General features: G+C 65.9%; 21 protein-coding genes. 9 read left to right on the top strand and 12 right to left on the bottom strand.

Features of this window, described 5'->3' with window-relative positions:
* Positions 1 to 37: 37 nt before the first annotated feature.
* A complete protein-coding gene (locus AC3WMU_RS04905) occupies positions 38 to 979 on the top strand; it encodes a hypothetical protein (RefSeq protein ID WP_492281935.1) in 942 nt (313 codons plus the stop codon).
* Here the strand turns inward: AC3WMU_RS04905 and AC3WMU_RS04900 are convergent.
* From AC3WMU_RS04900 to AC3WMU_RS04880, 5 genes are all read right to left on the bottom strand, one after another.
* On the bottom strand, positions 933 to 1,841 hold the full coding sequence (locus AC3WMU_RS04900) for a DMT family transporter (protein WP_006227448.1): 909 nt from the start codon (positions 1,839 to 1,841) through the stop codon (positions 933 to 935). The two genes, AC3WMU_RS04905 and AC3WMU_RS04900, sit on opposite strands and share 47 nt — an antisense overlap.
* A 161-nt stretch (positions 1,842 to 2,002) precedes the next feature.
* Positions 2,003 to 2,236 carry a hypothetical protein gene (locus AC3WMU_RS04895; protein ID WP_006227447.1) on the bottom strand — a complete coding sequence of 78 codons (234 nt, stop codon included), beginning with the start codon at positions 2,234 to 2,236 and terminating at the stop codon, positions 2,003 to 2,005.
* Between the two features lie 41 nt (positions 2,237 to 2,277).
* The gene (locus AC3WMU_RS04890; protein ID WP_492281934.1) at positions 2,278 to 4,917 is read right to left on the bottom strand and encodes an AAA family ATPase; all 2,640 of its coding nucleotides are present in this window, start codon (positions 4,915 to 4,917) and stop codon (positions 2,278 to 2,280) included.
* The gene (locus tag AC3WMU_RS04885) at positions 4,914 to 6,041 is read right to left on the bottom strand and encodes a metallophosphoesterase family protein (RefSeq protein WP_492281933.1); all 1,128 of its coding nucleotides are present in this window, start codon (positions 6,039 to 6,041) and stop codon (positions 4,914 to 4,916) included. The genes AC3WMU_RS04890 and AC3WMU_RS04885 overlap by 4 nt, the downstream gene beginning before the upstream one ends.
* Before the next feature lie 135 nt (positions 6,042 to 6,176).
* Positions 6,177 to 7,478, bottom strand: a complete 1,302-nt coding sequence (locus AC3WMU_RS04880) for a D-amino acid dehydrogenase (RefSeq protein ID WP_006227488.1) — start codon at positions 7,476 to 7,478, stop codon at positions 6,177 to 6,179.
* 134 nt (positions 7,479 to 7,612) lie between these two features.
* On the opposite strand from AC3WMU_RS04880, the gene AC3WMU_RS04875 reads away from it, so the two are divergent.
* The 4 genes from AC3WMU_RS04875 (at position 7,613) to AC3WMU_RS04860 (ending at position 9,812) form a co-directional block, all read left to right on the top strand.
* The gene (locus AC3WMU_RS04875) at positions 7,613 to 8,080 is read left to right on the top strand and encodes an Lrp/AsnC ligand binding domain-containing protein (protein ID WP_088587260.1); all 468 of its coding nucleotides are present in this window, start codon (positions 7,613 to 7,615) and stop codon (positions 8,078 to 8,080) included.
* Between the two features lie 145 nt (positions 8,081 to 8,225).
* The gene (locus AC3WMU_RS04870; protein ID WP_006227490.1) at positions 8,226 to 8,891 is read left to right on the top strand and encodes a DUF502 domain-containing protein; all 666 of its coding nucleotides are present in this window, start codon (positions 8,226 to 8,228) and stop codon (positions 8,889 to 8,891) included.
* A gap of 61 nt (positions 8,892 to 8,952) precedes the next feature.
* Positions 8,953 to 9,198: an RNA-binding S4 domain-containing protein gene (locus tag AC3WMU_RS04865; RefSeq protein WP_006227491.1), complete on the top strand. Its 246-nt coding sequence runs from the start codon at positions 8,953 to 8,955 to the stop codon at positions 9,196 to 9,198.
* 38 nt (positions 9,199 to 9,236) lie between these two features.
* Positions 9,237 to 9,812 carry a restriction endonuclease gene (locus tag AC3WMU_RS04860; RefSeq protein WP_280026099.1) on the top strand — a complete coding sequence of 192 codons (576 nt, stop codon included), beginning with the start codon at positions 9,237 to 9,239 and terminating at the stop codon, positions 9,810 to 9,812.
* Positions 9,813 to 9,828: 16 nt separating this feature from the next.
* Here the strand turns inward: AC3WMU_RS04860 and AC3WMU_RS04855 are convergent, their stop codons facing one another.
* Positions 9,829 to 10,209, bottom strand: coding sequence for a nuclear transport factor 2 family protein (locus tag AC3WMU_RS04855; protein WP_006227493.1), 381 nt, complete (start codon positions 10,207 to 10,209; stop codon positions 9,829 to 9,831).
* A gap of 158 nt (positions 10,210 to 10,367) precedes the next feature.
* Between AC3WMU_RS04855 and AC3WMU_RS04850 the strand changes: the two genes are divergently transcribed.
* Both AC3WMU_RS04850 and AC3WMU_RS04845 read left to right on the top strand, forming a co-directional pair.
* Positions 10,368 to 10,754 (top strand): DUF2784 domain-containing protein, encoded by a 387-nt coding sequence (locus AC3WMU_RS04850; protein ID WP_006227494.1) that lies wholly within the window; start codon positions 10,368 to 10,370, stop codon positions 10,752 to 10,754.
* Positions 10,751 to 11,653, top strand: coding sequence for a tetratricopeptide repeat protein (locus AC3WMU_RS04845; protein WP_492281932.1), 903 nt, complete (start codon positions 10,751 to 10,753; stop codon positions 11,651 to 11,653). Before AC3WMU_RS04850 ends, AC3WMU_RS04845 begins: the two co-directional genes overlap by 4 nt.
* A gap of 51 nt (positions 11,654 to 11,704) precedes the next feature.
* On the opposite strand, the gene AC3WMU_RS04840 is transcribed toward AC3WMU_RS04845, so the two are convergent.
* Both AC3WMU_RS04840 and AC3WMU_RS04835 read right to left on the bottom strand, forming a co-directional pair.
* Positions 11,705 to 12,832: an acyl-CoA dehydrogenase family protein gene (locus tag AC3WMU_RS04840; protein WP_492281931.1), complete on the bottom strand. Its 1,128-nt coding sequence runs from the start codon at positions 12,830 to 12,832 to the stop codon at positions 11,705 to 11,707.
* 129 nt (positions 12,833 to 12,961) lie between these two features.
* Positions 12,962 to 13,909 carry a LysR family transcriptional regulator gene (locus AC3WMU_RS04835; protein ID WP_006227497.1) on the bottom strand — a complete coding sequence of 316 codons (948 nt, stop codon included), beginning with the start codon at positions 13,907 to 13,909 and terminating at the stop codon, positions 12,962 to 12,964.
* A gap of 113 nt (positions 13,910 to 14,022) precedes the next feature.
* On the opposite strand from AC3WMU_RS04835, the gene AC3WMU_RS04830 reads away from it, so the two are divergent.
* A complete protein-coding gene (locus AC3WMU_RS04830; protein ID WP_006227498.1) occupies positions 14,023 to 14,877 on the top strand; it encodes an oxidoreductase in 855 nt (284 codons plus the stop codon).
* A gap of 118 nt (positions 14,878 to 14,995) precedes the next feature.
* Positions 14,996 to 15,892: an NAD(P)/FAD-dependent oxidoreductase gene (locus AC3WMU_RS04825; protein ID WP_492281930.1), complete on the top strand. Its 897-nt coding sequence runs from the start codon at positions 14,996 to 14,998 to the stop codon at positions 15,890 to 15,892.
* A 47-nt stretch (positions 15,893 to 15,939) separates the two neighbouring features.
* Here AC3WMU_RS04825 and AC3WMU_RS04820 read toward each other — a convergent pair whose 3' ends face one another.
* The 4 genes from AC3WMU_RS04820 to AC3WMU_RS04805 all read right to left on the bottom strand — a co-directional run bounded on the left by AC3WMU_RS04820 (position 15,940) and on the right by AC3WMU_RS04805 (position 19,755).
* Positions 15,940 to 16,809 carry an alpha/beta hydrolase family protein gene (locus AC3WMU_RS04820; RefSeq protein ID WP_492282352.1) on the bottom strand — a complete coding sequence of 290 codons (870 nt, stop codon included), beginning with the start codon at positions 16,807 to 16,809 and terminating at the stop codon, positions 15,940 to 15,942.
* Positions 16,810 to 16,935: 126 nt separating this feature from the next.
* Positions 16,936 to 17,415, bottom strand: coding sequence for a T6SS immunity protein Tdi1 domain-containing protein (locus tag AC3WMU_RS04815; RefSeq protein WP_492281929.1), 480 nt, complete (start codon positions 17,413 to 17,415; stop codon positions 16,936 to 16,938).
* 195 nt (positions 17,416 to 17,610) lie between these two features.
* A complete protein-coding gene (locus AC3WMU_RS04810; protein WP_280026093.1) occupies positions 17,611 to 19,341 on the bottom strand; it encodes an ABC transporter substrate-binding protein in 1,731 nt (576 codons plus the stop codon).
* A gap of 105 nt (positions 19,342 to 19,446) precedes the next feature.
* Complete coding sequence (locus tag AC3WMU_RS04805) at positions 19,447 to 19,755, bottom strand: DUF2160 domain-containing protein (RefSeq protein ID WP_492281928.1); 309 nt, start codon at positions 19,753 to 19,755, stop codon at positions 19,447 to 19,449.
* Between the last annotated feature and the right edge of the window lie 2 nt (positions 19,756 to 19,757).

Genomic DNA, 19,757 nt, shown 5'->3' with positions numbered 1-19,757 from the left:
GCGGCCGGGCCACGCACAGATCTCCCCTTTCAGCGCCATGCAACTTACCAAGAAATTCGTCAAAGCCAAGAACCCCTGCGCGGGCGGCTACAAATGGTTCATCCGCGACCACAACGGACAGGGGGATTACCAGGCCGTGCTTGATGCGCTGGTGGCCGACGGCCGCGTCAGCGACGCCTGCTGGCTGCTGGACCAGTTCGGTCCCACCGACGCCGTGCTGAAGCTGGATGCCGTGGACGCCAACGCCATCGTCTTCGCGGGCACGCTGGAAGTGCGCATGGGCATCAACGTGGACAGCGTGGTGCGCGCCGGCCGCAGCATCATCACCGGCGGCGGCATCCGCGCGGGCGAAACGATCATGGCGGGGGAAAACATCACTGCCGCGGCCAACATCGCCAGCGGCGGCAATCTGCGCGCGGGCGGAGACATTGCGGCGGACTGGGGCATCGAAACCGCCACCAGCCTGGACTGCGGCGGCAACGTGCGCGCCAAATGGGACATTTGCGCCGGCCAGGACCTGGCCGTGACGGGCCACCTGCATGCCGGCCAGGACGTGCAGACGCAAGGCGCCATCAAGTGCGGCCAGGGCATCAAGACCGGCGGCGACGTGCGCGCAGACAAGGAAATCAATGCGGCCTGCGGCATCCAGGCCGGGGGTTCCATCCAGTGCGGCGAGCACCTGGCGTCCGGGTGGGGCCTGATCGCCGGCGGCGACATCCGCGCCGAAGGCTCGATCCGCGCCGGTGAGGGCGTGCAGGCCGAAGGCGTGATCCAGGCCGGCGACGGCCATGGCGTCTATGCCGGGCTGAGCGTCCGGCTGGACGCCTGGTCCGTCTGCGCCCGCGTCTCGGCCCAGACGCGCCCTGCCCAGCTTGTCAGCGGCCATTGGGTGGGGCAGGACGCGGCGGAAGGCGGAGACTCGGCGCCGGCCGCTACGCGGTCGTCTTGGCCGACGGCCGCTTATCCGGCGCTGGCTTGACCGCCGCCGCCGGATTGCGCAGCACCAGCATCAGGCCCAGCAGGATCGCCCCCATGCCGGCCAGGCTCAGCGCAGACAGGCGGTTGCCCAGGATCAGGTAATCCAGCGCCGCCGTGCCGGCCGGCACCAGATAGAACAGACTGGTGACGTTGACGAGGTTGCCGGCCTGGATCATGCGGTAAAAGAGCAGCGTCGCGCCCACGGATATCACGAGCCCCATCCAGATCAGCGGCACGACAAACCCGACGGTCCAGTCCACCCGGATCGGTTGGAACGGCACGAACAGCAGGCACAGCGCCAGACTGACCGTGTATTGCAACGGCATCACGTCCATGGGCGCCTGCTTCACGCGCTTTTGCAGGATGGCGCCCGCGGTCATGCTGGCCAGCGCGGCAAAGGCGAACGCCATGCCCGCCACTGAAAAGCGCGCCATGCCGATGCTTTGGTACACCACCATCACGAGACCGCACAGCGCCAGGAACAGCCCCGCCAGCCGCGCCGGCGAATAGCGGCGTTCCATCACCGCCAGGGTCAGGATGGGCTGCGCGCCCAGCAACGTGGCCAACACGCCCGGCGTGATGCCATGGTCCAACGCCAGCAGATAGCAGATGGAATAGCTGCCGATCAACAGCAGCCCGGTCAGCGCCACGGTCTTGCGCGTACCGCGCTCCGGCAAGCAGCGCTTGCGCCACAGGCATATCGCCCCCAGCACCGCCAAGGCAAGGATGAAGCGCCACAACAGGAAGCCGAACGCGGAGGCGTGCGACAGCCCCCATTTGGCGAAGATCGCGCCGCCGCTCCACAGCAGCACGAACAAGGTGGTGGAGCCGTAAGCGGTCCACGTGGATCGATCGAAAGACATGAGGTTTCACCTGTCAGGGTAAGAACAGGCTCCAGCCCTGCGCCGGCTTGCCGCGACTATCGGCAAACCGGCACGGATCAGCGGCGCTTGGGGCGCGCGATACGCGTCAACCCATCATGCGCACTGACAACGGACAAGGACTGGAGTGGAGAGTTTGGCGGTCAGCCGAACACAACCGCCAAGGGCGGATGCACGCCCGAGACCACGCCGGCAGGCGGCGAGGCGGGCGGAGAGACGACCGCAGAAACGATCGCAAATACGACAGGAGAAACGACGGGAGAAATTGCGGCAGGCGCCGCAGGGATCAGACCGGCATGCGCAGACCACGCGCGCGCGCCGCGGCCGGCTGCAGAAGCAGCGGCGGCGAAATCGGCGTAGGGCGTGAAGTCAGGCATGGGCGTAGCCTATCCGTTCACCCCTTACGCCGTCAAGCCGCTCAGGAAGCGCCGATCCGGCGCTGCTCGACTCCCATGTCTCGCCACGCCTCGCCGTGGCACGTGAACATCAGGATCTGGTGGCGCGTGGCCGCATCGAACAGCGCACGCTTCATGAAGTCGCGCCGCGCATCGTCGGTGTGGACCAGGGCGTCGTCCAGCACCAGCAAGGTGGGCCGCCCGGCTTCGCGCAGCAGGTCGGCATAGGCGAACCGGGCCAGGATGCCCAGTTGCTCGCGCGTGCCGAAACTCAGCGCCTCCAGCAGATCTTCACCCTCGCCGCGACGCAACGCAGTCGGCAAGAGCGCATCGTCCAGCCGCAGCGCGGCCTCGGGGAACAGCAAGGCCAGGTAGTGGTTCAACCGCCGCGCCAGCGGCGCCTGCAGCCGCTGCGTGGCGGCCGCGCGCTTGTCGGTCAGCAGGGTCAGCAGCAGCTCCAGCGCGGCGGCGCGGCGCGCGAATTCATCGCGACGGCGCGCCAGGCGTTCACACGCGGCAGCCGATTCGGACAGGCGTTCGCCCAAGCCCTGCGCGCCCGCCTGGTCCAGCTTGCCCTGCAGTTGCAGGATCTCGCCGTGGCGCTTGTGCTGCGCATCGCGTTCGATGGCGGCGGATTTCTCGTAGCGTTGGACGTCTTGCTCGAGCAGGTCGGGACGATGCTCCGCCAGTGCCGCCTGCGCCTCGCGCACGCGGCGGTCCAGTTCATCGTGGCCGCTGCGCACTTCGGCCAGCCGGCCCGCGCGCGCCTGGCGTTGCGCGGCGCGCTCGGCCGATTGCAGTTCGGCGCCGCGCGCCGCCGCCTGGCCCTCGAGCAATTGCGCGCGGGCGCTATCGGCGTCCAGCGCCCGCTGCGCGGCCGCCAGCGACGCGTCGGCCTGCGCAGCCAGCGCCTCGGCCTCACGCAGCGCCTGAGCCGCGGCAGGCAGGTCATCCTGATCCGACATCTGGCCCGCGGCCGGCGCGGGCAGCTTGGCCAGCCGCTCCTGCAAGGGCACGCGCCGGGCCAACGCGTCATCGCGTTGGCCACGCAGCACGTCCACGCCCTTGGGCGCGTGGATGGCGAGCGTCTTGCGCATGCCGTCCAGTTCGCGCTGCAAGGCCGTATAGCGCGCGTGGCGCTGTTCAGCGTCGGCCAATGCCGTCACCCCCAACCGTTCCAGCAACGCGCTCCAGGCCGTCTGCAAAGCCGCGCGTTCGCGTTGCAACGCCGGCAGGTCCTGGCCGCCCGGTTCGATGCGCAAGCGCCCCACTCCCGGCAGATCCAGGTCGGCGGAGGACGTCAGCAGCACCTGGCCGTCGCCGGCCAACAGCTTGCCGTCCAGCGTGGCCTGGCGCCCGGCTTCCAGCTGATACGACAGCCGGGTGGCGATGGCTTGCTGGCGCAGTTGCAGATTGGCCAGTTCGCGCTCGCTCTTGCGCAGCGCGTCGATATCGCCATCGGCGATTTCGATGCGGACGGCTTCGGCCTTCAGCGCCGAACCTTGTTCGATCAGCGTGGTAACGGCTTTCAGGGCGTCGTCCAGGCGTTCGACTTCGGCATTCAGTTGCGCCAGCTGGTGCTCCAGGTCGCGGCGGTCGGCCACGGCCTGGACCGCGGCCACGCGCAAGCGGGCGGCATCAACCGCCGCGGCGTGCGCTTGACGCTGCTGCTGCGCGCGGGCCAGCGGCGCTTGCGCGGCGTCGACCCGGGCCCGTGCCGCCTGGGATTCCTTGGCAAGCGCCTGGTAGTCGGCCTCGTCCTGCTGGTCACGCCGCACCTGGTCCTGCAACAAGGTCAACGTCTGGGCGGCCTGGGTCTGCTCGCGGCGCAGGCCGTCAAACGCTTCGCGTTCCTTCGCCAATGCGGCCAGCCGGGCCCGGGCCTCGACGGCCTTGGCCTCGAAGTCCTTCCATGGCTGGCTGGCCTGGGCGCGCTCGTGGTCGCGGCGCAGCTCCGCCAGGCGGTCAACGTCGGTATTCAGTTGCGCCATCGCCTGCGCGCATTCGTCCCGTTCGGCGATGGCGCGCGCCAAGGCGTCCTCGGCGTCCTTGTAGGCGCCCTTGGGACGCCCGTTGCGCGCATCCAGCAAGGCGGCGCGTTCGGCCGACACGCGCTCGAACAGGCGGTCGCCATCACTGGCGGCCAGCTCTCCGGACAACTGCGTCAGCGCGTCGCGCAGGTGGACGCCGGCATGACCAGCCGCCTCTTGCAGATTATGGCCATCGCCCTGCTGGATCCACAGCAGGCCGGGAATGCCGGCCAGGTCCGGCTTGCTTTGGCCGCGCCCCGGCAGCTCGAACCCCAGCAAGGCAGCCAGCGCGTTTTCCGCTTCTTCGCCATCCAGGCGTTGGGCGCCGTCGTCGATCAATAGCTCGCATCGGGCTCGCGACAGGAACTGCTTTTTCAACACGTAGGAATGATCCGCGTGCGTGAACGCCAGCTCCACACTGGGCCGCGCGCCGGACTCGCCGCGCGGCGCCAGGTCGGCGACCTTGCTGGTGCTGTAGCGTTCCAGGAACGCCGCGCGGATGGCGGACGCGACGGTGCTCTTGCCCGCCTCGTTCGCACCGACGAAAAGGTTCAAACCGTCTTGCAAGCCATCCAGCACCATTGGTTGGCGGAACTTGCGGAATTCTTCAAGCGCAATCCGGGAAAGTTTCATTTGGCAGCCCCCTGCGCGGCGCTTTCGCGCTGGAACCGCAACAGCAGCCGCAGGGCTTCGCCCGCGACCGCGGCCTGCGCGCCATCCGCCTGCAAGGCCTGCAATTGCGCGGCCACCTCGCCGACGTAACCACTGGCTCCCAGTTCGGCCAGATCGGCCTGATCAGGTTCCAGCAGCAGGCCGGACAAGTCCGGCAGCAAGGCCCGCACCTGGGCGGTGGCCTGGTCTACGGCGCGTTGCAGCGCGTCCCAGGTCTCCATGTTGACGTGGCCCTGCACGTCCAGCCGCAGCACGTCTTCCGCGCGCAGCGCCGCCAACCGCTCGGCAAGCGCGTGCGCGTCGGTGGGCAGGCTGACGGTCTCCGTCCAGGCGGACCAGCGGTACTTGCCGGTGGCCACGCGTTCCACCACGGGCTCGGCGCCCGGGGCATCGATGCGCACGTCCAGCACGTAGCCGGGTTCATTGCCGCGGAAACGGTCCTGCTCCGGCGTGCCGGCATACCAGGTGCGCGCGTCGATGGACAGGCAGCCATGCCAATCGCCCAGCGCCAGATAGTCCAGCCGCGCGCGGGCGCTGCGGTCGGGTGCGATGGGATTGGTGGCGTCGATCGTGTCGGGCAGGCGGCCCGCGACGCTGCCGTGGGCCAGGCCCACCCGCACGCGCCCGGGTTCCGTTTCCAGCGTGTCGAAGGCCTGCGTCACGTCATCGTAGGTGTGGCGTTGCGTGAGCGGCGCGGCCAGCACGGCCAGGTTGATGGCGGGCAGGTCCACGATGCCGGTGCGCAACGGCACGTGCACGTTGCCGGGGATGCAGCCCAGCTGCATCGCGCGGCTCCAGACGCTGTCGGCCAATGCCGCGTCGTGGTTCCCGGCGATCATCACCCACGGGCCGGCGTAAGCGGCCATGGCGGCGAACAGCCGGCGGATCGTGCGGTCCGACACGCCTTGCGTATCGAACACGTCACCGGCCACCAGCACGGCGTCTACGCCGCGTTCCGCGGCAAGCGCGGCAATGCGTGCCACGACGTCAAAACGCGCTTCGGCCAGCATGGCGGCGTCGTCGGTGTCGAACTGGCCGTACTGACGGCCGATCTGCCAGTCGGCAGTGTGCAGGAAATGGGTCATGGGCCGATTTTGGCACAAGCGGCGTCATTCAAAACAGACAACGGCCCTCCCCGCATTTTGCGCGAGGAGGGCCGTCGAGAGCATGGCTTTTGGCCGATGCCCGATAAGCGAAGCGGGGCGAGTCGAAGCGCCGGCTCAGGCGCGCTTGCCGTCCAGCACCAGCGGCGAGTTCGACGAGGCGCGGCGGTCATAGCGCGACAGGCTCAGCCCGTCGGTACGGATGGCCGGGCGCTGGCCCATGACCTGGTCGGCGACCAGCTTGCCGGAGCCGCAAGCCATCGTCCAACCCAGGGTGCCGTGACCGGTGTTCAGGAAAAGGTTGCCGTAGCGCGTCGGGCCGACGACGGGGGTACTGTCGGGCGTCATGGGGCGCAGGCCCGTCCAGAACTCGGCCTGGGCGACGTGCCCGCTATCCGGGAACAAGTCGTTGACGACCAGTTCAAGCGTCTTCCTGCGGGCGTCTTTCAGGCGCAGATCGAAGCCGGATAGTTCCGCCATGCCGCCCACGCGGATGCGCTCGTCGAAGCGCGTGACGGCGATCTTGTACGTTTCGTCCAGGATGGTCGACACCGGCGCGGCGGCCTCGTCTTTAAGCGGTATGGTCAGCGAATAACCCTTGACCGGGTAGACCGGCAGGTCCAGGCCCAGCGGCTCCAGGAAGCCGCGCGTATAGCTGCCGAAGGCGGCCACGTAGCGGTCGGCCGTCAAGACTTCGCTGCCCACGCGCACGCCGGTGATCTGGCCACCGGCGGTGTTCAGGCCAGAGACGGTCTGGTTGTAGCGGAAGTCCACGCCCAGCGCCGCCGCCATCTCGGCCAGCCGCGTGGTGAACAGGCGGCAGTCGCCGGTTTCGTCGTTGGGCAGGCGCAGGCCGCCGGCCAGCTTGTGGATCGAACGCGCCAAGGCGGGCTCGGCCGTTACCAGGCGGTTGCGATCCAGGAGTTCGTAGGGCACGCCCACTTCTTCCAGCACGGCGATGTCGCGGCGGGCGGCTTCCAGCTGGGCCTCGGTGCGGAACAGCTGCAAGGTGCCGCGGGTGCGCTCTTCATAATGGATGCCCGTGGCCGCGCGCAGTTCGCGCAGGCAGTCGCGGCTGTACTCGGACAGCCGCAGCATGCGTTCCTTATTGACGGAATAACGGTCGGCCGAGCAGTTGGCCAGCATCGCCGCCATCCACTTCAGCTGATACAGGCTGCCGTCCAGGCGGATCGCCAGGGGCGCATGCTTCTGGAACAGCCACTTGATCGCCTTCAACGGAATCCCGGGCGCGGCCCAGGGCGTGGAGTAGCCCGGCGACACCTGGCCGGCGTTCGCATAGCTGGTTTCCTGGGCGGCGGCGGGCTGGCGGTCCAGGACCGTCACCTTCGCACCCTGACGGGCCAGGTAATAGGCGGTGGTGGTGCCAATAACGCCGCTGCCGAGGACGATCACATGCATGATTCTTTCCGTATTTGGATTTGGTCAGTATTTTCGGTAGTCTATGAGCCTATTCGCAGTGAAAAGCACTGATTATTTTCCTTTGCCAGTGCTTTTCCCGGGCACGCCCCTGTTTTTCGATCGCCAAAAGTGAAATGCGCGACCTAGACCGAATCGACCTGAAAATCCTGGATATCCTGCAGCGCGAAGGCCGCATTTCGGTGACCGAATTGGCCGATCGGGTGAGCCTGTCCGCCACCCCGTGTTCGGACCGCGTCAAGCGCATGGAGCGCGAAGGCGTCATCACGGGTTACCATGCGCGCGTCAACCCGGCCGCATTGGGCAAGAATCTGCTCGTCTTCCTGGAAATCAAGCTGTCGGCCAAGTCCGGCGACGTCTTCGACAAGGTCAAGAAAGAGCTGCTGTATGTTCCCGAAGTCATGGAATGCCATCTGGTGTCCGGTGATTTCGACTATCTGGTGAAGGCCCGCCTGACGGAAATGAACGAATACCGTCGCCTGCTGGGCGAAATCCTCAAACGACTGCCGGCTTCCGCGGAATCGCGCAGCTATGTGGTCATGGAGGAAATCAAGGAAACCCTGTACCTGCCCGTCGACCGCTAGGCCGCGCGCGCAGGGTTCCCTGGCCCCGATATCCCCGGGGCGATGCGGTTTATTACGAAACACGCGGGCGCCGGCTGCTATGCTGGCGGCCCTCTGACCCGCGCCGGCAAGCCTTGGTCCGACCCTAATTCTCTAGTTCCTGCCTATGACTCGTCTCTACAAATACTTCTTCCGCGGCCTGATCACCGTCCTGCCGCTGGCTTTGACCATCTACCTGCTCTATATCTTCCTGGCCTGGACGGAAGCGGTGGCGCTGACTTTCCTGCGCCCCTTCATCGGCGGCTTCTACGTGCCGGGCATGGGCCTGGCGCTGGGCATCCTGGGCATTCTGGCCATCGGGTACCTGGTGTCCAAGGAACGCGTGCAGCGCTTCCTGACCGTGGTGGAAATGCCCTTCACCAACCTGCCGGTGGTCAAGAGCATCTATTCGTCCTTAAAGAGCTTCGCGGACTATTTTTCGCCCAGTTCCAAGAATACGGCGCAGCAGGTCGTGATCCTGCGCGTGCCCGGCCAGCAACTGGAGCTGGTGGGCCTGGTCACCCGCCGCAGCATGGACGGCCTGCCTGAAGGCTTCACGCAGGGCGACCGCGTGGCCGTCTACCTGCCGATGGGCTACATGATCGGCGGCTACACCGTCTTCGTACCGCAGGACTGGGTGACGCCCATCCAGATGTCGGTCGAAGAGGCGATGCGTTCGTCGCTTATCGCCTGGATGGCGCGCGCGGAAAGCGCACCCCGCCCCGCCGCGCCCAGCGTGCCCGAGGCGCCTGCCGCCGCCCCCGAGAACACCAACCGCGGCGGCCCGGCCTGAGGCCGCCTGACGTACGTGGCCGATCCGGCCGCTTTCACACCTGAATTTGCGCAATTCCTCCATGCCCATCATTGAATTCACGCTTGCCGACGGCAGCCCCTATATCGAAGTGAACCAGCTGCTTAAGGCCACCGGCGTCTGCGACAGCGGAGGCGCGGGCAAGATGATGGTGGCCGACGGCCTGGTCAGCGTAGGCGGCGTCGTCGAGACCCGCAAGACCGCCAAGATCCGCGGTGGGCAGATCGTCACCTGCGGCGACGTCCGCATCGTGGTGCGCGCCGCAGACGCGCCCGCCGACAACGCCTGACCCCGTTCCCCCCCGACACCGCAACGCCGCGAGCCGCCATGAAACTCAAGATGTCCCAGAACTCCATCTTCGCCGTCCTGCTGCGTTCGCCGTGGTGGATGAGCGCTGGCGTGGCGGTGCTGCTGTGCGTGGGCGGATTCGCCGCACTGCCGCTGGATTACGCGGCGATGGGCGTGTTTGCGGCGGTGCCGTTCGCGGTCATTTCCATCATGGCCGCCTACAAGCAATTGCGGGCGCCCTCGGGCACCCGCGTGCAGGCCGTGGCCGAAACCGCCGCCGCCATGTCGTGGCCCGACTTCGCCGCCACGGTCGAGGCCGGCTTCAAGCGCGACGGCTGTGAGGTGCAACGCCTGCAGACGCCCGGCGCGGATTTCGCCCTAAGCAAGGACGGCCACGTGGCCATCGTCAGCGCCAAGCGCTGGAAGGCCGCCCGCGTGGGGGTGGAGCCGCTGCGCGAACTGCAGGCGGCACGCGAGAAACGCGGCGCCCGCGAAGCCATCTACATCGCCCTGGGCGACGTGTCCGACAACGCCTGGGCCTACGCGAAGGCGCAAGGCGTGTCGCTGATGACGGCGCCCGAACTGGCCAAGCTGCTGCGCGACCTGAAGGTCTGAGGGCGCCTGGCGGGCGTCACACCACCATGACGGAGCTGGCCGCGATCACGCGCCATTGACCGGAGACCGCATCCAGCGCCCAGGTCCGCATGAACCGGAATGTGCCGTTGGCCGGCACCCCGTTGTAGCTGCCGGATATCCGCGCCTGCACCGACACGACCGCGCATTCCGCGCGCGGCAGGATGTTCAGTTCGGACAGGTCCAGCCCATGGATCTTCAGCATGCCCGAACGGTGCGCGTCCAGGTCGTCTTCGCGGGTGAAGCTCCAACCCATGTGGTTCGTGAACAGCAACTGCGGATCCAGCAGGCGCTCAAGCGCCGCGATGTCGGATGCCAGCATCGCCTGGCGCAGTTGCTCTTCGGCGGCTTGAATCCGCCCTTCTATCGTCTGGCCCATTGTCCTTGCCTCACGCAGTGTGTTGACGCCGGCATTCTATTCCGACACCAAGCGTCTTGCTTTGTTGCCAATATGCCGCCCGGCCCGCGCAGCCTTAAGATTAAATGCGGGTCCGGCGTTGCGCGCCGGCCATTTCCTGAACCTGCAGAGAACTTCCGATGACTTACCGCATCCTTGCCGACCTGGTCCTGGTCGCGCATGGCCTCTTCGTCGCCTTCGTCATGTTCGGCGGCTTGCTTGCGCTGTGGAAGCCCCGCATCGCCTACTGGCATCTGCCCGCGCTGGCGTGGGGCGCGATGGTGATCGGCATGGGCTGGATCTGCCCCCTGACGCCGCTGGAGGTGTCGCTGCGGCAGCAGGCGGGCCAGCAGGGATACGCCGGCGGCTTCATCGAACATTATGTGCTGGGCCTGATCTACCCCGAGGGCATCACGCGGACCACGCAGATCGTGCTGGCCACGTTGCTGATCGTAGGCAATATCATTGTCTACACGCTGTGGGCGCGGCGGCGCCGGCGCAACTTTTCCGAAGGATCCAATGCATGAGTTCCCATCCCGACAGTGACCAGATGATCCGCGCCTACGACGCCCAGGGCCGCGAAGTGCTCGTCACCCGCGAGCAATGGCGCGAGAACGTGCTGCCCGGCGCCATCGAACAGGACTGGAACGATGCCGACCGGCTGGCGGGCCTGATCATCCAGTCGCTGAACGACGGCTTCATCGACGAGATGGTCGGCCCCGCCGAACGGCTGGTGGAACTGGACCCGAGCCCCGAACGCGCCGTGGTGTTGCAAGCCATCGTCTACATGAAGCAGGACCGGCTAGACGACAGCGAACGCGTGTTGCAGGCGTTCTGCGCGCAACATGGCGAGACGGGCATCGTGCTGACCAACCTGGCCAAGATCCATGCCGAACGCGATGACGAAGCCCGGGCGCTCGACACCTTGTGGCGCGCCTTGCAACAAGACCCCAACCAGGACAACGGGCTGGGCTGGTTCGAGGCCATCCACCGCGATTTCGGCGGCGACGCGGCGGGTATCACGGCGATGCGCAAAGTCGCCGCCCTGCCCGGCAGCTGGCGTGCGCAGCTATGGTTGGCGCGCGGTGAGCTTGGGTCGCACAACTACGCCGGCGCGATCGCCCTGTACAACGAAGCGCTGTCGCGCGCGGGCGACCCCGCCCCCGCCGACTTGCTGATGCAGATGAGCGGCGACCTGGGCAATGCCGGCCGTATCGCCGACATCCTGGAATTGGCCGGCCCCCGCTTCCAGGTCCACGCGCATGGCCTGCAGGTGGGCAGCAACCTGATCAAGGCCAACCTGCTCCTGGGCCGGCCGGACGATGCCCAACCCATCCTGGATCAGTTGCGCGCGCTTGACCGCCCCGACTGGCAGGAACACCTGGCGTATTGGGACGCGCAACTGGCGCAAGGCCGCCCGGGCTGAAGCCGTACCCGCCGCGACGGCGCAGTCTGGGAGACAACGCCGTCGCGCTGGCTACAGGCCGCGTGCAATCACCAGCCGCTGGATGTCGCTGGTGCCTTCGTAGATCTGGCACACGCGCACATCGCGGTAGATACGCTCCACCGGGAAATCCTTCAAGTAGCCGTAGCCGCCCAGCGTCTGGATCGCGGCCGAGCACACCTTTTCGGCCATTTCAGAGGCGAAAAGCTTGGCCATCGAGGCTTCCATCAGCGCCGGCCTGCCCGCTTCACGCAATGCCGCGGCGTGCAGCACCATTTGGCGCGCCGCATGGATCTGCGTGGCCATGTCGGCCAGCCGGAACGACACCGCCTGGTGCTCCATGATGGGCTTGCCGAACGCCTGCCGGTCGCGGGCGTAGTCGCGCGCGCATTCGAACGCCGCTCGCGCCATGCCGACGGATTGCGAGGCGATGCCGATGCGCCCGCCTTCCAGGTTGGCGAGCGCGATCTTGTAGCCTTCGCCTTCTGCGCCCAAACGGTAAGCCGCCGGAATGCGCATGTCTTCAAACGCAATCTGGCAGGTGTCCGAGGCGTGCTGGCCCAGCTTGTCTTCGACGCGCAGCACTTGATACCCCGGCGTGTCGGTCGGCACGATGAAGGCGGAAATGCCGCGCTTGCCAGCGTCCGGATCAGTCACGGCGAAGACGATCACCGTCTGGCCGCTTTTGCCCGAGGTGATGAATTGCTTGGCGCCGTTCAGGATGTAGTCGTCTCCGTCGCGGCGGGCCCGGGTGCGCAGGCTGCTGGCATCGGACCCCGCTTGCGGCTCGGTCAGCGCAAAGCCCCCGATGTGTTCGCCCGTGGCCAGAGGCCGCAGGAACTGGTCTTTCTGCGCATCGGTGCCGAACTTCAGGATCGGCATGCAGGCAACCGAGTTGTGCACGCTCATGATCGTGGAACACGCGCCGTTGCCTGAGGCAATTTCTTCCAGCGCCACCGCATACGAGATATAGCCGCTGGCGTTGCCGTCCCATTCTTCCGGCACCAGCATGCCGAAAAACCCCAGTTGCGCCATCTCCTGGATGGCGTCAGCGGGGTATTCGTGGTCGTGGTCCCAGCGTTCGGCGTTGGGCGCCAGGCGTTCGGCCGCAAAGCGGCGCGCCATTTCCTGAATGCTCTGCTGTTCTTCCGTCAACAACATGGTCCTGTCTCCTGGATATTCGGGTGCGGACGGGCGCCGGATGGGCGCTGCCCGCTTTGTTCTGCTTCGCGCGCACCGGGTTGGCAAGCGCGCCACGCAATCGAGAATACACCGTCAAACGCGCGGGCTCTATGCGCCGGGTTTGCGCGGACGCGTCAGCTCGGCACGCGTCAGAAAGAAGTCCTGGTTGTCCGCCAGGCGCTCCACCATGAAATCGATGAACGCCTTGACGCGCAGGGGCTGTTCCGTTCGCCGCCGATAGTAGATATAGAACGATTCCCGCTGCGTCAGATGCTGCGTCAACAGCGGCACCAGCAAGCCGGCGCGGATGGGTCCAGCGGCTGAAAAACTGCCGAGTTGCCCGATGCCCAGTCCCGCCACCACGGCATCGGTTTCCGCTTCGGCATCGTTCGTGCACAACACGGCCGGCACGTCGCGATACTGGATTTCGTCGCCGACCATGAACTCCCAGGGTGCGAGCTTGCCGGTGTTGACGCGCCGGTAGCCCGTGCAGCGGTGTGCGTCCAGCGCCTCGATGGTCCGGGGCGTGCCGTGGCGGGCCAGATAGGCGGGCGAGGCGCACACGATCAGCTGGATGGGCACGAGCCGGCGCGCGATGGCCCCTTCGGCCGGCGGCGAACCGCCCCGGAACCCGACATCGGCGCGGTCTGCGACCAGATCGGTGAACTGGTCATCGAACTGCACGTCCAGCTGCACGCTGGGATGTTCAGCGGCGAACGCCATCAGGGCGGGCCAGATTACGTGGCGCGCCATCGTCCTGGGCGCGCTGACGCGCAAGGGGCCGGCGATGTCCTGCCGCGACCGGCGCGCATCATCCAGCGCGGTCGCGAACATTGCCAGGGCCGGCGCCACGCTTTCGAGCAGTTGCTGGCCTTCTTCGGTCAGGCTGAGCTTGCGCGTGGTGCGGTGGAACAAGCGCACGCCCAGCTCCTTTTCCAGCTGCATCACCGCGTGACTGGCGGCCTGAGGCGAAATGCCCTGGTCCACCGCTGCGCGGCGCAGGCTGCCCAGCACGGCGGCGCGCGCAAAGATGGTGACGGCACGGATTTCGTTCATGGCAGGCCCATTCGCAAATTTTTGTTGATTATATTTCCGCTATTTCCTATCTATTCCGGGATTATCGATCCCCCTACGATCTAGGCTCATTCCCCCCCTTTCGGAGCCTCTCCATGCAAACTCCCGTCACCTCCTTCAAACGCGTCTGGCTCATCACCGGCGCCTCGCGCGGCATCGGTGCGTTGATCGCCGAGGCGGCACTTGCCGATGGCAATGCCGTCATCGCCGCCGGCCGCAATGTCGACGCCATCGCAAAACGTCTGGGCGAGTCGCCCGCCCTGCTTCCCGTTGCGCTGGACGTCACCGACGAAGCCCAGGCCAAGGCGGCCGTCGCCGCCGGCCTGGCGCGATTCGGCCGCATCGACGTGCTGGTGAACAATGCGGGCTTCGGCTTGCTGGGCGCCGTTGAAGAGTCCAGCGATGCCGACGTGCGCCGCATGTACGACACCAACGTGTTCGGCCTGCTGAACGTGACGCGCGCCGTGCTGCCCACGCTGCGGGCGCAACGTGCCGGCCACGTGATCAACCTGTCTTCGCTGGGCGGCTACCGGTCCGGCGCGGGGTTCGGCGCGTACTGCTCGACCAAGTTCGCGGTCGAAGGGCTGACCGAAGCGCTGCATGCGGAACTCAAGCCGCTGGGCATCCACGCGACCGTCGTCGAACCCGGCTATTTCCGCACCGATTTCCTGGACGCGACGTCGCTGACCGTGGCAGGCGCCATCATCGACGACTACGACGCCACGTCGGGCAATGTGCGACGGATTGCGGCCGGCCTGAATCACCAGCAACCGGGCGACCCGGCAAAGCTGGCTGCGGCCATGATCACCCTGGCCGATGCCGCAACGCCCCCGCTACGCCTGCCCTTGGGCACGGACGCCCTGCGCGTGATCGCGGAAAAGAACGCGTACGTGGCCGAGGAAACCGAAGCCTGGAAGGCGCTGGCGCAGTCGACGGATTTCCCGGTGTAGGCGGCACGCCGCCTTCCACGGCAAGATACGATACATCGAAAGTTGCATGAAACCTGGATTCCGCCCTATCATGCAACTTACGAAGTATCTTGATAGTCTCTGAATAGGAATCCAGCCGATGACTTACGACGCCATCATCGTGGGCGGCAGCTTTGCCGGCCTGTCCGCCGCCCTGCAATTAGCCCGCGCCCGCCGGCGCGTCCTGCTGATCGACGGCGGCCAGCCGCGCAACCGCTTTGCCGCGCATGCGCACGGCTTCCTGGGCCAGGATGGCAAGCCGCCCCGGGAAATCTTGCTGCAGGCGCGCGAGCAGTTGGCCCAGTACCCTTCTGTCAAGTTCCTGGATGGCGAGGCGGTCAGTGCGAGCGCGCACGCCGGACTGCTGCGCGTGACGATGGCGGCGGGAGAGGAAGTCCAGGGCAAGCACCTGATCCTGGCAACGGGGCTGCGTGACCAATTGCCTGCGCTGGCGGGCCTGCAGGAACGCTGGGGGCAGACCGTGCTGCATTGCCCCTATTGCCATGGCTATGAAGTGGCCGGCCGCCCGCTGGGCGTGCTGGCCGCGCATCCGCTATCCGCGCACCAAGCCGTGCTGCTGCCGGACTGGGGCCCCACCACCTATTTCACGCAGGGCGAATTCGAACCGGATGCGGAACAGGCAGCGCTGCTGGACAAGCGCGGCGTGCGTATCGAACGCACGCCCATCGTGGAACTCATGGGCACGGCGCCGGCGCTGGATGCCGTCAAGCTCGCCGATGGGCGGCGCATGGCGGTGCACGCGCTGTTCGTCGCCAGCAAGACCCATATGGCCAGTCCGCTCGCGATGCAGCTGGGTTGCGCGTTCGACGACGGTCCGCTCGGCCCCGTGATCCGCACCGACGAGTTCAGGCAGACCACGGTGCCTGGCGTCTATGCCGCGGGCGATGCGGCCATTCCGATGAGCAACGCGACGCTTGCCAGCGCCTCAGGCGTGATGGCCGGCGTGTGCGTGCATCGCGCGCTGGTCATGGCGTAGGCGGGGCCAGGCCGGTCCGGGCCTGGTCTGAAGGGGCCGGGACCGACCTAAAGGTGGTTCTTGAAGAACTCCACGACCTTCGCATTCAGGTCCTGGTGGAACTGCTGGCGGTCGAAGCCCGCCGCCTCCAGGCAATATGCGGACAGGGTCTCGGCCTGCTCCGCGGGGCAACGCGCCAGGAAATCGAAGTGCCCTGCCCCCGTCGCCATCTGAAAGTCCGGCGCGGCGGGCAGCCCCTGGCGCACCGCCTCCACGCTGGCAGGGCTGACGCCATCGCCACCCCGTTCCGATGCCCACAATTGCACCGGAATCTTCACCGCCTTCAAGGCATCGCCGGGAAACGCGTTCAACGGGTCCGCGATGACCGCCGCCTTGATGCGATCGTCGTGCACATAAGACTGCTGTGGGATCTTCCCGGCAGCAATGTCGCGGCACATCGGCAGCGACGGGGTAGTCTGGCAAACGGCGAGGCCGGCCCGGAAATCCGGCACGCCCCCCGCCAGCACCAGCGCGGTATAGCCGCCGCGTGAAAAGCCGTAAATGCCGATCTTGCCAGCATCCACCTTCGCCTTCTGCGGCCAGGCGGTCGTCATGTAGTCGATCAGCCGGCGCATTTCCCGAGGGCGCGTCGAGAAAATCGACAGATACCCCTGCCGCGACCGGTCCTCCCAGTTGTCGCCTACATGGTTGACCGCCGCGACCACGAAACCCGCATTGGCCAACGCGGCAGCAGTGTCGTGATGACCCAGGAACGAGCCGCTGGATCCATGCGACATGACGATAAGCGGATGCCGGCCTTCGGGCACCGGGCAGTTCAGGACGCCGGAGATCGGGGTCCGGCCGACTTTTATCTCGGCGGCAGGCGCCGCACACGGATACCAGATGGCGCCGGACAGCCCGGGGCCGTTCTGGTCCATGGGGAGGGTCAGGCGCTGGAAGCCGGCGGCTTGAGACAGGCTGGCCGAAAGCGCGGACACGAGGATGAATGAGGAGCAGACGACAGAACGAAAGACCATATTTAAACGAAAGCAAAATGGTAGGGACTATTGCCCAGTGATGGTTGCCGCGCCGATTTGTGTGCCTGGCTCTAATTTGCTGATTTTGGCTTGCAGCTGCCCAGTAAGCGAAAAATGCACCTCGATGTCGGTCGGCTCAAAGTTCTCTACTGTGTATTCGCCTCCGAGGCTCGGCAACAGCTTGAATCCGAACAATTGTCCGTCAGACAAGCTCAACCCCGAGGCCCGCAATGCCCCGACGAGCCCAGCGTCGAAAAACTGCACGACGAAGTCTTGTTGTTGAATCAGTTCCTGAAATTCAGCCGACGAGCCCGCTACCGGGACCAAGTCGGCAGACCCGACATCCAACAATTGGATTTCACCGGAATTCATGTTCTGCACGAACACATTTCCGATAGCGGTAATCAGCACGGGGGAGTGATTCTCACCCAGCAACCAGGACCAGTCCTCCAACAGCGTACCGGAATCAAGATGCTGCGCTCTTGCAATCAGATCATCAAATGTCATATGCCTACGCCCCAGGTCCTGTGGTGGGACCGCCCGCCACAAAAGGGAAGGTGGTCCGCTTATCGTCGAGATCAACCTCGAAACATGCGCTGAATTTCGCGCAAGCATACAAGAGATGCCCTGGACTGCTTTGCCGGGTTACCTTCCCAAAAAAAACGCCACGTTTCCGTGGCGTTCAGCTTGACCGTAGACATGCTACCGGACCTTGCCCTCCTTCCAGGCCGCCAGCAGCTTTTCATACGGGATGGTCTCGCCCTTGGGCTTCTCGTTCGCCAGTTTCTTCCAGGGCGCGTGCTGATCCGACAGCCACTTGCTGGGATCGCTCTTGGCGTTCAGCTTCGGCGCGCATTGCGCCATGCCTGCCCGTTCCAGGCGCGCCATCACCTGGTCCATTTCATTGGCCAGGTTGTCCATGGCGGCCTGCGGGGTCTTTTCGCCCGTGACGGCCGTCGCGACGTTCTTCCACCACAGTTGCGCCAGCTTCGGATAGTCCGGCACGTTGTTGCCCGTGGGCGTCCATGCCACGCGGGCGGGGCTGCGGTAGAACTCGATCAGGCCGCCGTAGTTCGCGGCGTTCTTCGTGAAGAAGTCGCTGTGGATGTCGCTGTCGCGGATGAAGGTCAGGCCGGTGATAGATTTCTTCAACGACACCGACTTCGACGTGACGAATTGCGCGTACAGCCAGGCGGCGGCCATCTTGTCGGGGTTGGTGGACTTGAAGAACGTCCATGAACCCACGTCCTGGTAGCCGTTCTGCATGCCGTCCTTCCAGTACGGGCCATAGGGCGACGGCGCCATGCGCCATTTCGGGGTGCCGTCGTCGTTGACGACCGGCAGGCCTTTCTTGGTCATGTCGGCCGTGAACGCCGTGTACCAGAAGATCTGCTGGGCGATCTGGCCTTGCGCCGGGACGGGGCCGGATTCCGAGAAGGTCATGCCCATGGCTTGCTGCGGGGCGTACTTCTTCATCCAGTCGATGTATTTGGTCAGCGCATAGACGGCGGCCGGGCTGTTGGTGGCGCCGCCGCGCGATACCGAGGCGCCCACCGGCGTGCATTTGTCGTCGGCGACGCGGATGCCCCATTCGTCCACTGGCATGCCGTTGGGCAAACCCTTATCGGCGGCGCCGGCCATGGACAGCCACGCGTCGGTGAAGCGCCAGCCCAGCGACGGGTCCTTCTTGCCGTAGTCCATGTGGCCGTAGACCTTTTTGCCATCGATCTCCTTGACGTCGTTGGAGAAGAAGTCGGCGATGTCTTCGTAGGCGGACCAGTTGGTGGGCACGCCCAGGTCGTACCCGTACTTGGCCTTGAACTTGTCTTTCAGGTCCTGCCGGGCGAACCAGTCGGCGCGGAACCAGTAGACGTTGGCGAACTGCTGATCGGGCAGCTGGTACAGCTTGCCGTCGGGCGCCGTGGTGAACTTGGTGCCGATGAAATCCTTGATGTCCAGGTTGGGGTTGGTCCATTCGCGGCCCGCGCCGGCCATGTAGTCGGACAGTGGCAGGATGGCGCCGTAGCGATAGTGCGTGCCGATCAGGTCGGAGTCCGAGATCCAGCCGTCGTAGATGGACTTGCCGGACTGCATGGACGTCTGCAGCTTTTCGACGACGTCGCCTTCCTGGATCAGGTCGTGGTTGACCTTGATGCCGGTGATTTCACTGAATGCCTTCGCCAGCGTCTTGGATTCGTACTCGTGCGTGGTGATGGTTTCGGATACGACGCTGATTTCGTTGACGCCCTTGGCACGGAGTTTGGCGGCGGCGTCCATGAACCACTTCATTTCCGCCATCTGCTGGTCTTTGGACAACGTCGACGGCTGGAACTCCGAATCCACCCACTTCTTCGCTTCCGGCTCGCCGGCCCATGCCCCTGACGTTCCGATCAGGGCGATAGCCGCTGCCATGGCATGCATGCGCAATTTCATGACCTGTCTCCTCGAATGGCCTTCCCCATCTTTTGCTGCGGACCTCTGGCCGGGGAAGATGCGGGCCCGTAGTCCTTGAACCAAGTGAGGGATCGAAACGCCCCTTCAGCCTTTTCTCATGATGAAGGCCAACAGCAGCATGGACAGCACGAAGCTGATCCACACCGATGGCGGCTCATCCAGCGAAAACCATTCCACCGCCTTCTGCCCGAACCCCAGGAACGCCAGGTTGAGCCAGGCAGCGGCCATCAAACTGATGAACAACCTGTCGCCACGCGTGGTGCGCAGCGGCAGGAAGCCCTTGCGCTCGACCGTGGGCGCCTTCAATTCCCAGACTGTCATGCCGATCAGCATCAGGACGATGCAGGTGAAGAACACGGCGACGGGAGTGGTCCATACCATCCAGCTGAACATGT

This window comes from Achromobacter sp. FW305-C-13 (assembly GCF_058783475.1).
This window is presented reverse-complemented; position numbering and strand designations above follow the sequence as displayed.